This window comes from Bulleidia sp. zg-1006 (genome assembly GCF_016812035.1).
GTDB lineage: Bacteria > Bacillota_I > Bacilli_A > Erysipelotrichales > Erysipelotrichaceae > Bulleidia.
The window spans coordinates 879,729-893,507 of record NZ_CP069178.1 but is presented as its reverse complement, the minus strand read 5'-3'; the positions used below and the strand labels follow the sequence as shown (position 1 = coordinate 893,507).

At 36.6% G+C, this 13,779-nt stretch carries 15 protein-coding genes; 11 read left to right on the top strand and 4 right to left on the bottom strand.

Features of this window, described 5'->3' with window-relative positions; genetic code table 11:
• Position 1 precedes the first annotated feature (1 nt).
• Entirely contained in the window at positions 2 to 1,312 is a 1,311-nt protein-coding gene (locus JOS54_RS04490; protein ID WP_203244441.1) for a Mur ligase family protein, read from the top strand.
• Positions 1,309 to 2,043 carry a type 1 glutamine amidotransferase gene (locus JOS54_RS04485; protein ID WP_203244440.1) on the top strand — a complete coding sequence of 245 codons (735 nt, stop codon included), beginning with the start codon at positions 1,309 to 1,311 and terminating at the stop codon, positions 2,041 to 2,043. The genes JOS54_RS04490 and JOS54_RS04485 overlap by 4 nt, the downstream gene beginning before the upstream one ends.
• A gap of 63 nt (positions 2,044 to 2,106) precedes the next feature.
• Here the strand turns inward: JOS54_RS04485 and JOS54_RS04480 are convergent, their stop codons facing one another.
• From JOS54_RS04480 to JOS54_RS04465, 4 genes are read right to left on the bottom strand one after another with little or no spacing between them, the layout of a single operon-like run.
• Entirely contained in the window at positions 2,107 to 2,739 is a 633-nt protein-coding gene (locus JOS54_RS04480) for an RpiB/LacA/LacB family sugar-phosphate isomerase (RefSeq protein ID WP_203244439.1), read from the bottom strand.
• A gap of 13 nt (positions 2,740 to 2,752) precedes the next feature.
• The gene (locus tag JOS54_RS04475) at positions 2,753 to 3,556 is read right to left on the bottom strand and encodes a gluconate 5-dehydrogenase (protein ID WP_203244438.1); all 804 of its coding nucleotides are present in this window, start codon (positions 3,554 to 3,556) and stop codon (positions 2,753 to 2,755) included.
• 14 nt (positions 3,557 to 3,570) lie between these two features.
• The gene (locus JOS54_RS04470; RefSeq protein ID WP_203244437.1) at positions 3,571 to 4,590 is read right to left on the bottom strand and encodes a sugar kinase; all 1,020 of its coding nucleotides are present in this window, start codon (positions 4,588 to 4,590) and stop codon (positions 3,571 to 3,573) included.
• Position 4,591: 1 nt separating this feature from the next.
• Positions 4,592 to 5,575, bottom strand: a complete 984-nt coding sequence (locus JOS54_RS04465) for a bifunctional 4-hydroxy-2-oxoglutarate aldolase/2-dehydro-3-deoxy-phosphogluconate aldolase (protein WP_203244436.1) — start codon at positions 5,573 to 5,575, stop codon at positions 4,592 to 4,594.
• 184 nt (positions 5,576 to 5,759) lie between these two features.
• Here JOS54_RS04465 and JOS54_RS04460 point away from each other — a divergent pair, with 184 nt between their 5' ends.
• The 9 genes from JOS54_RS04460 (at position 5,760) to JOS54_RS04420 (ending at position 13,665) form a co-directional block, all read left to right on the top strand.
• A complete protein-coding gene (locus JOS54_RS04460; protein ID WP_203244435.1) occupies positions 5,760 to 6,947 on the top strand; it encodes a glycoside hydrolase family 88 protein in 1,188 nt (395 codons plus the stop codon).
• Between the two features lie 10 nt (positions 6,948 to 6,957).
• Complete coding sequence (locus tag JOS54_RS04455; RefSeq protein WP_203244434.1) at positions 6,958 to 7,449, top strand: PTS system mannose/fructose/N-acetylgalactosamine-transporter subunit IIB; 492 nt, start codon at positions 6,958 to 6,960, stop codon at positions 7,447 to 7,449.
• A gap of 20 nt (positions 7,450 to 7,469) precedes the next feature.
• Positions 7,470 to 8,258 carry a PTS mannose/fructose/sorbose/N-acetylgalactosamine transporter subunit IIC gene (locus JOS54_RS04450; RefSeq protein WP_203244433.1) on the top strand — a complete coding sequence of 263 codons (789 nt, stop codon included), beginning with the start codon at positions 7,470 to 7,472 and terminating at the stop codon, positions 8,256 to 8,258.
• Positions 8,245 to 9,063 carry a PTS system mannose/fructose/sorbose family transporter subunit IID gene (locus JOS54_RS04445; protein WP_203245780.1) on the top strand — a complete coding sequence of 273 codons (819 nt, stop codon included), beginning with the start codon at positions 8,245 to 8,247 and terminating at the stop codon, positions 9,061 to 9,063. Before JOS54_RS04450 ends, JOS54_RS04445 begins: the two co-directional genes overlap by 14 nt.
• 22 nt (positions 9,064 to 9,085) lie before the next feature.
• The gene (locus JOS54_RS04440) at positions 9,086 to 10,993 is read left to right on the top strand and encodes an alginate lyase family protein (RefSeq protein WP_203244432.1); all 1,908 of its coding nucleotides are present in this window, start codon (positions 9,086 to 9,088) and stop codon (positions 10,991 to 10,993) included.
• A gap of 34 nt (positions 10,994 to 11,027) precedes the next feature.
• Complete coding sequence (locus JOS54_RS04435) at positions 11,028 to 12,029, top strand: LacI family DNA-binding transcriptional regulator (RefSeq protein WP_203244431.1); 1,002 nt, start codon at positions 11,028 to 11,030, stop codon at positions 12,027 to 12,029.
• A gap of 320 nt (positions 12,030 to 12,349) precedes the next feature.
• Positions 12,350 to 12,571 (top strand): helix-turn-helix transcriptional regulator, encoded by a 222-nt coding sequence (locus JOS54_RS04430; RefSeq protein WP_203244430.1) that lies wholly within the window; start codon positions 12,350 to 12,352, stop codon positions 12,569 to 12,571.
• Positions 12,564 to 13,430 (top strand): BRO family protein, encoded by an 867-nt coding sequence (locus tag JOS54_RS04425; RefSeq protein WP_203244429.1) that lies wholly within the window; start codon positions 12,564 to 12,566, stop codon positions 13,428 to 13,430. Before JOS54_RS04430 ends, JOS54_RS04425 begins: the two co-directional genes overlap by 8 nt.
• Positions 13,420 to 13,665 (top strand): hypothetical protein, encoded by a 246-nt coding sequence (locus JOS54_RS04420; protein ID WP_203244428.1) that lies wholly within the window; start codon positions 13,420 to 13,422, stop codon positions 13,663 to 13,665. Before JOS54_RS04425 ends, JOS54_RS04420 begins: the two co-directional genes overlap by 11 nt.
• Positions 13,666 to 13,779: the final 114 nt, after the last annotated feature.

The following is a 13,779-nucleotide window of genomic DNA, read 5'->3' as shown; positions in this document are numbered from 1 at the left end:
GATGTCGGTATCATTACGTTTAACACAATTGGTTGCCAGGGTTTTAAAGAAGATGGGAAGAGGCGGTTCTTTTCCCGGAACTTTGGGTTTGAAGTTCGATAAAAAAATGATTTCAAAATTTCAAATGCCGGAAATTGTGATTTTAGTGACTGGTACGAATGGAAAAACCACTACTTCTAATTTAATAGCTGAAAGCTTACGGCAAGCCGGCTTAAAAGTTGTTCATAATCGCAAAGGGGATAATTTGAATGTTGGTATTGCGTCTTTATTAGCGGTCAATAGTGATGGTCATTATCATATTCAAGCCGATGCTTGTGTGATTGAAGTGGATGAATTAACGCTTTATCGTCAATTTAAGGATCTTCATCCAACGCATTTGGTGGTGAATAATTTCTTCCGTGATCAATTGGATCGAGCCGGCGAAATGGAAACAATCATTCGTCGTATTGAAGAAGTCACAAAGGATTTTAAAGGGACTTTGATTTTAAATGGAGATGATCCGAATGTGGTTCGTTTGGCGGATAATGCTAAACAAGCAAAGATTCAATTTTTTTCAGTTGGTGAAAATGCCATATCCCAAAAGACAAGTGATGAAGCCAGTGAGGGTAAGTTTTGCCCGCGTTGTTCCAATCGTTTGGTGTATGAGTATTATCAGTATTCCCATATTGGTCGTTTCCATTGTGAAAAGGATGACTTTGGACAGATTGAACCAGCTTTCTATGTGAGTGCAATCGACTATGAGAATCATCGTTTTCAAGCTTTAGGAAGAAGCTTTTATTCCTTTATGAATACAATCTATGCCATTTATAACTGTGCGGCGGTTTTAACAGTTATACAGGATTTAAAGTTAGATGTTGAATGTGCCAATAAAGTTTTTCAAAGCTTTGAAATGAAGGAAGGTAGGAATGAAGTTTTTGCGTTATCCAAGCCTTGTGTGATCAATTTGATTAAAAATCCGACTGGTACGAATGAGGTTTTGAAGTATATTCTAAGTGATGAGAAGGAGAAGAATATTTTGATTATTTTAAACGATAATGATCAAGATGGCTGTGATGTTTCTTGGATTTGGGATGCTCACTTTGAACGCTTATTAAAAGGCAATGTACGTCATGTTGTAACTTCGGGGCTAAGGGCTTATGATATGGCTTTGCGTTTGAAATACGAAGGCTTGGAAGATAAAGTGATGGTTAAAGAGAAGGTAGAGGAAGCAGTAAATTTCTTGGATGAAGATCATTGTCCTTCTTACGTGCTTTCAACGTACACCGCATTACATGCGACACGTCATATTCTTGGAAAGAAGGCAAGTCAATGAAATTAGTTCTTTTATGGATGTACCATGATTTGATGGATTTGTATGGTGATAAGGGAAATATTGAAACTCTAAAGTATCGTTGTGCCAAACGTAATATTGATTTGGAAGTTAGGACTTGTTCTTTAAATCAAAAAGCGGAAATGGAGGATGTGGATATTTTCTTTATGGGTGGTGGTGCCGATAAGGAACAAAATCTCATTTATCAAGATTTATTAAGTCGTAAAAAAGCGATTCAACATTTATTGGATAAGGGTTGTCAATTTTTATTGATTTGTGGTGGATACCAACTATTTGGTCAATATTATAAGGATCAAGATGGAAAGGTTGTGAATGGTTTGTCCTTCTTTCCGTATTATACAGTCGCTAGTGATCGTGGGCATCGTTGTATTGGTGATGTTGCGATTGAAGTTAATTTGGGGAAAGAAGTGGTTCAAGTGCTTGGTTTTGAAAATCATGGTGGTCAAACGAAACAGGTGGAAACACCTTTTGGTCGTGTATTAAGTGGTCATGGCAATGAATATAAAGGTTCTTCGGAAGGTTTTATGAATGAACAAGTGATTGCGACCTATATACATGGTCCTTTATTACCGAAAAATCCAGAAGTAGCAGACTTTGTATTACAAAGAGCTTTGGCAAGAAAAGGAATGACAATGGCTTTAAAATCCCTTGATGATGAATGGGAAAATAAAGCGAAAGAAGTGATGTTAAAGAGAATGGGATTAGCTAGATAGAACGAAAGAAAATAGTAAAGATAAGAAAAAACACCCATCAGTTATTAAGCTGATGGATGTTTTTTATAAGGATTTTAGGAAGTTAGCAATTTCTTCATCTTGGCAATTTGGGTAGAAGTATTCTTCAAAGTGTTTGCCGGAGATTGTTTCTTTTAAGAAATCATGGTCGATTTCTTTCAAGATATCCATTAGAGGACGATATGTGATTTCTTTAATACCATCTAAAATCTTTTTATTACGTTGTTCGGGCTCTCTTCTTTCTTTTGGAAAACCGCTACCAAATTCTTCGGCAAATAGTTTTTCAAAGGTATAACGAAGATTAACTTCACCACCCCAACCAAAGTTTTGGGCAAAAGGCATAGCGATACAGTTACCATCATTCACTTGTCCAAATAAGAAAGCATCTAATGGATTTGTGATATGACCGCAAAGTACATTTGGAAAAGAGTTGCAGGCTAACATAGCTCCTTGTCCGGTGCCACAACCTGTGACTACAAAGTCAACAGCTTTTGTTGTTAATAGGATAGAAGCTAATAAACCATTTTTAACATAGGTTAATTGAACATCATCTTCCGCTGAATACATACCATAGTTATAAACAGTATGACCTTTCTTATCCGCTTCTTCCTTCAAAGCAGTGTAGACAATTGAATTTTTAGCGGCTTGTGAATTTTCATTAATTAATGCAATTTTCATTTTTTCCTCCTTATTATTCCGGTTGACGACCAATATAGGCTAAGATACCACCATCTACATAAAGAATGTGTCCATTCACAAAGTTACTTGCCTCGGATGCTAAGAAGACAGCCGGTCCCATTAAATCTTCTGTTTCTCCCCATCTTTCTGCAGGAGTTTTCGCTACAATGAAGCTATCAAATGGATGACGACTACCATCCGCTTGTCTTTCACGAAGGACAGCTGTTTGTGGAGTAGCGATATAACCAGGTCCAATACCATTGCATTGAATGTTATATTTACCATATTCTGAACAAATATTTCGTGTCAACATCTTTAAACCACCCTTAGCCGCCGCATAAGCACTAACGGTTTCACGACCTAATTCAGACATCATGGAACAAATGTTAATGATTTTGCCATGACCTTTTTTAATCATGGAAGGGATAAGTGCTTTAGAAACAATGAAAGGGGCGTTTAAATCCACATCAATGACTTGACGGAAATCCTTCGCCGACATTTCAATCATTGGAATACGCTTGATAATACCGGCATTGTTAACAAGAATATCAATAATACCAACTTCTTTTTCAATTTTTTTAACTAAGGCTAAGACAGCTACCTCATCGGTCACATCGCATACATAACCATGAGCTTCAATACCTAGTTCTTTATAAGCAACTAAACCTTTATCCACTAATTCCTGCTTAATATCATTAAAAACAATAGTGGCACCAGCTTTTGCGTAAGCAGTCGCAATCGCAAAACCAATTCCATAACTAGCCCCTGTAATAAAGGCAATCTTTCCTTTTAAAGAAAAGGAATTCATTTCAAACATACTTTTTCCTCCTGTTATCTTTGCACACGTCCTGAACCATCCCCCTGTGCAAGGGTTAGAACTTCATTCACTTTCACACGGTTGAAGTCACCTTCAATACTATGTTTTAAACAACTAGCCGCTACTGCGAACTCAATTCTTTCGCTTGGATCACTTAGGTGACGACAAGCATAAATTAAACCGGCCCCAAAGGAATCTCCGCCACCAACACGGTCGACAATGTGCATGTGGTATTCCTTTGAAAAATAGGTCTTTCCATTTTCATAAAGCATAGCTGACCAAAGATTTTCACTAGCGGACAAGCTCTTTCTTAGAGTAATAGCGATGGTTTGGCAACCAAAAGTATCTTGAAGTTTCTTGGCAACTTCTTCATAGCCTTCTTTGGATAATTCTCCTGTTAAGACATTGGTTGAGCTAGCCTTGATACCAAATACTTTATCGGCATCTTCTTCATTAGCGATACAAACATCCACATAAGGAACAAGCTTAGACATCGTTTCTTTGGCTTGTTCACTAGTCCATAATTTCTTACGGAAGTTTAAATCACAAGAAATCGTTAAGCCAAGCTTTTTCGCTTTTTGACATGCTTCTAAAGTAATATTGGCAATACTAGGATTTAAAGCAGGGGTGATACCCGTAAAATGGAACCAATCAGCCCCTCGAAATATCTTTGACCAATCAAAATCCTCCGGTCTTGCTTCTGAGAAAGAAGAGTGCGCACGGTCATAGATGACTTGACTAGCTCTTTGACTAGCTCCTTTTTCTAAGTAATAAATGCCAAGCCGATTACCACCACGACAAATCAAAGAAGTATCGACACCAAAGCGTTTTAATTCATCCACTGCCCATTGACCAATAGCATGCTTTGGTAATTTAGTGATGTAAGATACTTCTTCTTGAAAGTTAGCTAAACTAACGGCCACATTGGCAGCACAACCACCAAAGCTGGCTTCAAAATCATTACTTTGACCAAAACGATAATAGCCATGAGGGGCTAACCGTAACATAATTTCACCAAATGTGATAACTTTCATTCTATACCTCCATCTTTACATCAGGATTGATGATATGAACACCAAATCCGCCAATTTCCAAATCCAAGTATGCAAAATTGATGCGATGACTCTTTTTATTACGAGTAATCGTTTCTTCTATGGCATGAACACCCATTTTCTTTAACTGATACAAAGCTCTTTCGGGATAAGGGGTATAAATACCAATATGACCATTTTTACCATGACCTTGCCCATGTAAGACTTCAAATCCAACACCAGCAAAGTTTGACTTCGGTTTCTTATAGTATGTGAAATGAAATAGCTGGCAAAGAAGCTTGCATACTTTTTCTGAATCTTCAGGACTACTGGAATTAATGCCAATGTGGATGAGTTGATACTTTAATAGAGATTTAATGGCTTTGGCAGCTAAGTTTTGGATGGTTTCCCAGTCCTTTGCCTGCACAATATCATTCGCTAGCATAAAGCTACCACCAATCGCTATTACATTAGGCAACTGTAAGTAGTCATGCATATTCGTTGCATTGATACCACCGGTTGGTAAGAATTGAACATTTTGATAAGGACCGCTAAAGTCTTTTAGCTTTTTCGCACCACCACTACTTTCAGCCGGGAAGAACTTTAAGGTTTTAAGACCTAAAGATAAGGCTTGTTCGATTTCACTTGCGGTAGAAACTCCAGGTAAAATAGGTATTTCTTGTTCCAAACACCACTTAACAATCGCCGGATTTAAACCTGGTGTCACAATAAAGGAAGCACCAGCTTCTTTGGCTTGTTTAGCTTGTTCAATCGTTAAAACCGTACCTGCTCCCAACAACATATTCGGTAATTCGGAATGAATTTGTTGAATAGCACTTACTGCATGTTCGCTACGGAAAGTGATTTCCGCTACATCAATGCCACCATTGCACAAAGCTTTCGCTAAGGGTAGGGCATCTTCGGCTTCAAATATCTTTACCACAGGAACAATGCCGATTTGCGAGATTCTTTCGTATAAATCGTTCATTGTCGTCCTCCTTTTCATGCAATGTTATTTTAGTTTAGTAAACCGGTTTTGTCAATAAAATGAACTAAACCGGTTTATTTTTTTAAAATATGGGAAATTTATGGTAAAAACGCTTGACATAATTCATAAAAAGCCTATAAAATAGGACTTGCTAGTAAACCGGTTTTATTTGGAGGTGAGAAGGATGGCTAAATCGATCCATATTGAAACGATTGCCCAAAGAGATAGATACTTACATTCTGAATTACTTAGCAAAAAGGAATTAGAAGAAGCGATGAACTTGTGTGTGAAACAAGTGGAAGCGAATTTAGATTATTTCAAAGATAAGTTTCCTTACTCTTGTACGAAACAAGGTCAATATCCAATCATTGAGAACATTGAATGGACAGATGGCTTTTGGACGGGAATGTTATGGCTATGTTATGAATACACAAAAGAAGAGAAGTATCGTGACCTAGCTATGAAGAATGTCGCAAGTTTTTCCAATCGGGTGAAAAAACGGATTGCGTTAGATCACCATGATTTAGGTTTCCTATATTCTTTATCTTGCGTTAGTGCTTACAAAATCACGGGTAGTGATTTAGCGAAAGAAGCCGCTTTGTTGGCGGCGGATAAATTGATGGAACGTTGGCAAGAAAAGGGTCAATTCCTACAAGCTTGGGGACCTAAGGATAGTCCGGAACATTATCGTTTTATCATCGATTGTATGATGAATATTCCATTATTGTATTGGGCTAGTGAGGTGACAGGAAATCTTCGTTACGCTGAAGTCGCAAGTTTGCATTTTAAGACAAGCTTGCAATATGTCATTCGGGAAGATGCTTCTGCTTTCCATACCTTCTATATGGATTATGAAACAGGAGGACCATCTCATGGAGCTACTCGACAAGGTTACTCCGATAGTTCGTCTTGGGCTAGAGGGCAAGCTTGGGGTATTTATGGTATTCCATTGAACACTCGTTACACTAAGAATATGGATAACATTCCTTATTTTAAGGGTATGTTACATTATTTCTTAAATCGTTTACCAAAAGATGATGTGTGCTATTGGGACTTAATCTTTAACGATGGTTCTAATCAATCCAAAGATTCTTCAGCAGCGGCGATTGCGGTGTGTGGAATTTTAGAGATGCTACCATATTTGAAGAATGATGAAGATGCGAAAGTCTATGAACACGCCGCTGCACTTATCCTTAGATCTTTGATGCAAAATTACGCAAATAAGGAAATCAAAGCTGGACAAGCCATTCTTGAACATGGTGTCTATTCTTGGCACTCTGGCAAAGGTGTTGATGAAGGAAACATCTGGGGTGACTACTATTACATGGAAGCCATTTATCGGCAGTTGAAACAATGGAATTCCTATTGGTGAGGAGGAAAATATGAATACACCAAATATCGTTATGACCAGAATTGATGAAAGACTGGTTCATGGACAAGGTGCCCTATGGGCAAAAACATTAGGTGTGAACACAGTGATTGTTGCTAATGATGCGGTTAGTGAAGATCATATGTCACAAACTCTAATGAAGACAGCTTTACCAAAGAGCTTAGCTGTTCGCTTCTTTAGCATTCAAAAAGTGATTGATATTATTCACAAAGCCAGTCCTCAGCAAACCATCTTCTTAGTGGTTAAGGATTGTGCTGATGCTTTAAAGCTTGTGGAGGGTGGTGTACCGGTGAAAGAAATCAACATTGGTAACATTCATAATGCTGAAGGTAAAGAAAAAGTTACTCGTTCTATCTTCTTAGGAGCAGAAGATAAAAAAGCTCTTAAGACAATGGTCGAACAATACAATATTCAATTTAATACGGTCACAACACCGGGCGGAACCGATGGGGCTGCTCAGGTGGACATAAAAGATTACCTATGATCTAGAGAAAGGGGAAAGATATGGTAACTATTAGTTTGGTTCAAGCCATCTTAATTGGTTTATGGACTGCATTCTGTTATTCGGGTATGTTATTTGGTATTTTTACCAACCGCGCTATTGTTTTAAGCTTTGGCGTTGGTTTAGTCTTAAATGATATACCAACAGCTTTAAAGTGTGGAGCAATTGCTGAATTAGCTTTCATGGGATTTGGTGTTGGTGCTGGTGGAACAGTTCCTCCAAACCCAATTGGTCCCGGTATTATTGGTACTTTGATGGCAATCACCGTGCCTGGTGTTACACCGGAATCGGCATTATCTCTATCACTTCCATTTGCGGTAGCGATTCAATTTTTACAAACAGCAATTTACACCGTTCGAGCTGGTGGGCCAGAATCGGCTGCGAATGCACTTAAGAAACAAAACTTCGGTGCTTTCCGTTGGCACGCTAACGCAACGATTGTCTTATTTGCGGTTGTTGGTTTCGCATTAGGCTTCTCAGGCGCTTATGCAATGGAATGGTTAAGCAGTGTTGTTAAATTAATTCCTGCTCAATTGTTGAAGGGCTTATCAGTAGCTGGTGGTATGTTACCGGCAATTGGTTTTGCTATGATTATGACAGTTATGTTAAAGAAAGAATTAATTCCTTTCGCCATCCTTGGTTATATCTTAGCCGCTTACCTAAAGATGCCGGTTATGGGAATTGCTTTAGTTGGCGCTTGCTTCGCTATTAAGTATTACAACGATTCCAATAAGAAGACTGTTGTCCAAACAGAAAACGGAAATGGAGAAGAACACAATGACTGGATTTAATAAATTAACGAAGGCCGATTACACAAAGACCACTTTACGTGCTTACTTTTTACAAAATGGCTTTAATTATACCAACTATCAAGGATTAGGTTATGCTTTAGTTATGTATCCTGCATTCAAAAAAATGTATGGAGATGACAAAGCTAAGTTAGCGAAAGAATTAGAAAGTAATTCAGAATTCTATAACACAAACCCAAACTTCTTACCATTTGTGACATCCATTCATTTAGCCATGGCTGATAATGGTTATGATTACGAAGAGGTTCGTGGTATTAAGATGGCTTTAATGGGACCTTTGGCTGGCATTGGTGACTCTTTATCACAATTCTGTATTGCCCCATTGTTCTCAACTATCTTTGCATCTATGGCTATGCAAGGCTTTAGCCTGGCACCATTGTTATTCTTATTAGCTGAAAACGTTACTTTATTAGCGATTAAGTTAATTGTGGGTGGCTATGGACGTAAGCTTGGTACTGATATGATTGATAAGTTATCTAGTCAAATGGGTACCATTTCCGAAGCTGCTAGCATGATTGGTGTTACCGTTATTGCTGGTTTGGCTGCAACATTTGTGAAGATGAATGTGAAAGTTTCCTTAGCGGCCGGTCAAATTCAACAAGGTGTAAAACAATCTACCGTGAATATCCAAGCTATGTTGGATAAAGTAGCACCTGCCTTACTTCCAGTGCTTTATACATTATTGATGTATTATCTCATTAAGAAGAAAGGCATGACAACTTATACTTTGGTTTTGATTACGGTTGTACTCGGTATTGCCTTAAGTTTCTTAGGTATTTTAGGATAAACAATCAAAAGGAAGCGACGAAATGCCGGCTTCCTTTTTCTTATTTATGAAAACATATGAACAAATTATGGATGAAATCATCCTCCAAAAGAAAATAAATCAATCCCATTTTAACGATACAGAAGCTTTAAAGAACGCTGAGAGAATTTTAAAGAATACTTTCTTATTTAATCGTCGTTGGGATATGGAACGCTGTTTAAAAGCTTATACGCTTCAACCAATGGATTGGTTGGCTCATCCAAACGAAGATGAAGAATGGTGTTTTATGCTTAATCGAATGGATTATCTCAAAGATTTAGCGTTAGCTAGTCAAATGACAGGGGATAAAAAGTATCTTATTAAGGCAAAGGAATTGATTTTTCTTTGGCTTAAAGATCATTCGGAAATAAAAGATAATCCATCTACTAGAACATTAGATACCGGTATTCGTTTATTGAATTTTTATGAATTATTACCGTATCTAAAAGCCTTTCAGCTTCTAACAAAAGAAGAAACAGATACCATTCTTTCCAGTATGAAAGCCCAGATTCTTTATTTAAAAAAATCTTGTAAAACTAAATATACCTTAAGCAATTGGGGTAGTATTCAAATGGCGTCTTTGGTGATTGTATTGCCTTTGTTTCAAGAATTAAATGAAGAATATAAATGGGCTAAAGAAGAATTAAAAACCCAGCTAGAAATGCAAATCTATCCGGATGGCATGCACTGGGAACAGTCAACGATGTACCATGTGGAAGTGCTGAATAGTCTTCAGAAGGTTTATTATTACGTAGACTTAGAGGAAGAATTGAAAGTTTTATTAGCGAAGGTAATGGCTAATATGACCAATGCTTTAAAACACTTAATCACACCAAAAATGAAGATAGAGGCTTATGGTGATAGTGATGAAGTTGGGGTAGAAGATGTTTTATTGCGTTCTTCTTTTCTCTTGAAACAAAAGGATTATCTTTCTCTGGTGAAAGAAGTGGATGGTGAATCTTTCTTTGCTTTTGGACAAGATATTGTAGACTTTTATCAAAAACAAAATAAATCAGAACCTAAGGAAAGGTATTATGATGGTATCTATTCTGGTATCTACACAATACGTAGCTCTTGGGATAATAAAGCCGATTATTTGATGTTTCTAAATAGTTCTTTAGGTAGTGGACATGGACATAGTGATAATCTGCATTTCAGTTTATTTATAGAAGGCAAGCCAATTCTAATTGATTCAGGTCGTTATAGTTACCGAGAAGATTGTGCTTTAAGACCATTTTTGAAATCCCAAAGAAGTCATAATTCTTTATTGGTGGATGATAAAGAAATCTGTGTACCAAAGGGTAGTTGGTCATATAATACTTTTGCGAAAGTCTTGCCTAGCTATGTTCACCATGAGGATGGTGTTCATTATTTAGAAGGAACAATCCTATCTGAAAATCCTTTGGAAGTTTGGACGAGAAAGCTTGTCTTTATTGAGGAGGGTATTTGCTTGCTGGTGGATCAAGTGCATTGTCAAGGTGAGCATAAAGTAAGCCAATTCTTTCATTTTGATTCAAGTATTACTTCAATGGAAGAGCTTAATTGGTATCATAGTGGTTCTTTAAGTGTCAAGAAAGACGTTTGTTCAAAGCAATACAATCAATTGGAGGATCATTTTGTCGCAAAAGTTGACCATTGCCTTGTTGACGAAGGAAGTTTTGTGACATGCTTCTATCCTCAAGAAACAAAGCTGACACAAGTACCTATTCAACAAGGGAATCAAGCTGTTCTATCAGACAAACAAGGCTTAGCTTATGAAATTAAATTAAAAAATGGTAATTGTTATACGATTGCTTTTTTGCAAGAAGAAATATACAAAGGAACGAAGATTTTATTTTGCCGGAATGTGCCATTCCATGCAAAAGCGGTTGTCATTCATAAAAAACAGCTATATCGTTTAAGAACTTCGTAAAGGATATGGTAATATAGTAGGAAGAAAGGTTTCTATGAGCGAAAAAATAACGATTACAGAGATTGCTGAAAGAGCAAATACTTCCAAAACAACTGTTTCCTTTTACCTAAATGGGAAAATGGATAAGATGTCGGAAGATACAAAAAAAAGAATTGAAAGGGTCATTGCTGAAACAAACTATCATCCCAGCATGGCGGCCCGTTCTTTAAATGCGAAACACACACGCTTGATTGGGGTGATTATTGGGAACATTACCAATACATTTGCGAATCAGATTGTTAAAGGAATTGATGATTTTGCTCGTGGAGACCATTATCAATTGATTGTCGGTAATAGTAATTACGATTTCGAAATTGAAGAAAATTATGTCAATCGTATGTTATCCATGGGCGTGGATGGCTTTATTATTCAGCCATCTCGACGTTTTTCTTCTTTGACAAAACTCATCAAAGAAAAGGGTAAAGAAGTGGTATTCATTGATTCGCAAGTATCCATGGATGATGAAAAATGGGTAAAAACGAATAACTATGAAGCTGTATTAGCTTTGATTTCCGAGTATGGAGACAAGCAATATGATGAATTTATGATGATTACCGCGGATCCTAGTGTGCTAAGTACTCGTATGGAAAGAGTGAAGGGCTTTGAGGATGCATTAACTCTAAAAGGTTTAACTTGGAAAACAAAGATTGTGGATGGAGATATTCAGGTTGAAGAGTTACAAAAGCTCATTGAAAGTGAATTGAGGTTTGGCACAAAGACTTTAATCTTTGTTGCCAATTGTTTCTTATTACCAAGAGTTTTCTTAGCCATGCGTAATTATCGAAATTTAATGCCAGAAACGATAGGCTTAATTGGTTTTGATAACACGGAATGGACGAATTTATCTGCTCCTTCCGTCACAACGATTGTTCAACCAGCCTATGAAGAGGGTTATCAATCGGCAAAGATTCTGATTGATGCTATCGAAAAGAAGTGGAAGGAATGTCCAAACCAAATCTTATCTTGCGAAATTCATTGGCATGAATCCACCTTATAAAAGGAAATGGCAACCATTAGGGGCTTTCACTTAGAGATTCAATTTCTTAAAAAATTAATCGGCACAATTAGTAGAAATACTAGTTATGCCGATTTTTCTTTGTTTTGTGGGATATCTACTACACCGATATATAATATCCATATGGTTTGTTTCTTTATTCTGGTTCTGTAATTTTAATAGTTAATTCTTATATTAGCTAGCCTTGAGAGATAGTAAAATCTGGCGGTTAAAAATTTTTAGGGGATTAAATATAAAATGTTAGCATGGAGATAATCACAGAAATATGATATATTAATTAAAAATATCGATGGAGGAAAATTATGTCTGTAAGTTACAAAAGACTATTACATATGATGATTGAAAAAGATATTTCCAATCAGGATTTAATGCGTGATGCCAAAATTTCGGCAAATATAATTACCAAAATACGAAACGGACAATATATGGCTTTAGATAAAGTGGAAAGTATCTGTATGGCTTTAAATTGTACACCTAATGATATATTGGAATTTATACCGAAGGAAAAGATAAAACATGAGTAATGAAATAAAGTTATTTGAAGGAAACAAAATACGCTCTTCTTGGGACAGCGAAAAAGAAGAATGGTATTTTAGTATTGTTGACATTATAGGAGTTTTGACGGATAGCAAAGATTCCGGAGCATATTGGCGAAAATTAAAACAGAGATTAAAAGAAGAAGGTAGTGAGGTCGTGACGTTTTGTCACGCACTGAAATTAAAATCTCCTAAAGACGGTAAGATGTATAAAACAGACGTTGCTGATATGCAAGGAATCTTTCGTATTATTCAGTCTGTCCCAGCTCCTAAAGCAGAGCCTTTTAAGATGTGGCTTGCAGAAGTTGGAAAAGAAAGAATTGACGAAACAATTGACCCTGAACTAACAATAGATAGAGCTTTGGAAACCTATCTAAAAAAAGGCTACACAAGAGAATGGATTAATCAAAGATTACAAGCTATTCAGGTAAGAAAAGAACTTACAGACTCTTGGCAAGACCATGGAGTAACAGAAGGAAGAGAATACGCAATTCTTACTAATGAAATTTCAAAGGCTTGGTCTGGAATGATAACCAAGCAGTATAAAGATTTAAAAGGTCTAAAAAAGGAAAACCTAAGGGATAATATGTCCACTACTGAACTTATATTAAATATGCTGGCTGAAACTGCTACAAAAGATATTGCAGAATCTACTAATCCGCAAGGTTTGGAAGAAAATAAAAAAGTAGCTAAGCGTGGTGGAAATATTGCCGGAAATGCAAGAAAAGAAATAGAAGCGGAAACAGGAAAACCTGTAATTACATCAAAAAATGCAATTGACTTTGGGAAACTAATTGATGATGTTACAAAAACAATAGATAAAGGAGATAAAAACAATGACAAGTAACCAGAAACTTGAGCTTACTTGGCTTGGTAAAGATAAAGAAATAAAATTAGAACCTAGAATTTTGATTGAAAACAAGGAATTATCCAATACAGAAAATGACCCTGAAACTGAAAATATGCTTATTCACGGGGATAATCTGCTTGCACTGAAAGCGTTGGAAAGTAAGTATTCAGGAAAAGTTAAATGTATCTATATCGAGAAGAAGTATATCAAAAGGATACAATTAAACTTCTAGGTGAATTTTTTATCTTCAAGGTAGGATGTATAATTTAATAAGCAGAAAATAATGAATTTGACCATGCCGGGTCAAAATTTTTTATTTAAGATGGGGCGTCAAAAATAAAGGGTG

Bases quoted from the DNA above. Each gene is read 5' to 3' on its own strand.
- JOS54_RS04490 (WP_203244441.1), top strand. From the start codon at position 2: ATGTCGGTATCATTACGTTTAACACAATTGGTTGCCAGGGTTTTAAAG.
- JOS54_RS04485 (WP_203244440.1), top strand. From the start codon at position 1,309: ATGAAATTAGTTCTTTTATGGATGTACCATGATTTGATGGATTTGTAT.
- JOS54_RS04480 (WP_203244439.1), bottom strand. From the start codon at position 2,739: ATGAAAATTGCATTAATTAATGAAAATTCACAAGCCGCTAAAAATTCA.
- JOS54_RS04475 (WP_203244438.1), bottom strand. From the start codon at position 3,556: ATGTTTGAAATGAATTCCTTTTCTTTAAAAGGAAAGATTGCCTTTATT.
- JOS54_RS04470 (WP_203244437.1), bottom strand. From the start codon at position 4,590: ATGAAAGTTATCACATTTGGTGAAATTATGTTACGGTTAGCCCCTCAT.
- JOS54_RS04465 (WP_203244436.1), bottom strand. From the start codon at position 5,575: ATGAACGATTTATACGAAAGAATCTCGCAAATCGGCATTGTTCCTGTG.
- JOS54_RS04460 (WP_203244435.1), top strand. From the start codon at position 5,760: ATGGCTAAATCGATCCATATTGAAACGATTGCCCAAAGAGATAGATAC.
- JOS54_RS04455 (WP_203244434.1), top strand. From the start codon at position 6,958: ATGAATACACCAAATATCGTTATGACCAGAATTGATGAAAGACTGGTT.
- JOS54_RS04450 (WP_203244433.1), top strand. From the start codon at position 7,470: ATGGTAACTATTAGTTTGGTTCAAGCCATCTTAATTGGTTTATGGACT.
- JOS54_RS04445 (WP_203245780.1), top strand. From the start codon at position 8,245: ATGACTGGATTTAATAAATTAACGAAGGCCGATTACACAAAGACCACT.
- JOS54_RS04440 (WP_203244432.1), top strand. From the start codon at position 9,086: ATGCCGGCTTCCTTTTTCTTATTTATGAAAACATATGAACAAATTATG.
- JOS54_RS04435 (WP_203244431.1), top strand. From the start codon at position 11,028: ATGAGCGAAAAAATAACGATTACAGAGATTGCTGAAAGAGCAAATACT.
- JOS54_RS04430 (WP_203244430.1), top strand. From the start codon at position 12,350: ATGTCTGTAAGTTACAAAAGACTATTACATATGATGATTGAAAAAGAT.
- JOS54_RS04425 (WP_203244429.1), top strand. From the start codon at position 12,564: ATGAGTAATGAAATAAAGTTATTTGAAGGAAACAAAATACGCTCTTCT.
- JOS54_RS04420 (WP_203244428.1), top strand. From the start codon at position 13,420: ATGACAAGTAACCAGAAACTTGAGCTTACTTGGCTTGGTAAAGATAAA.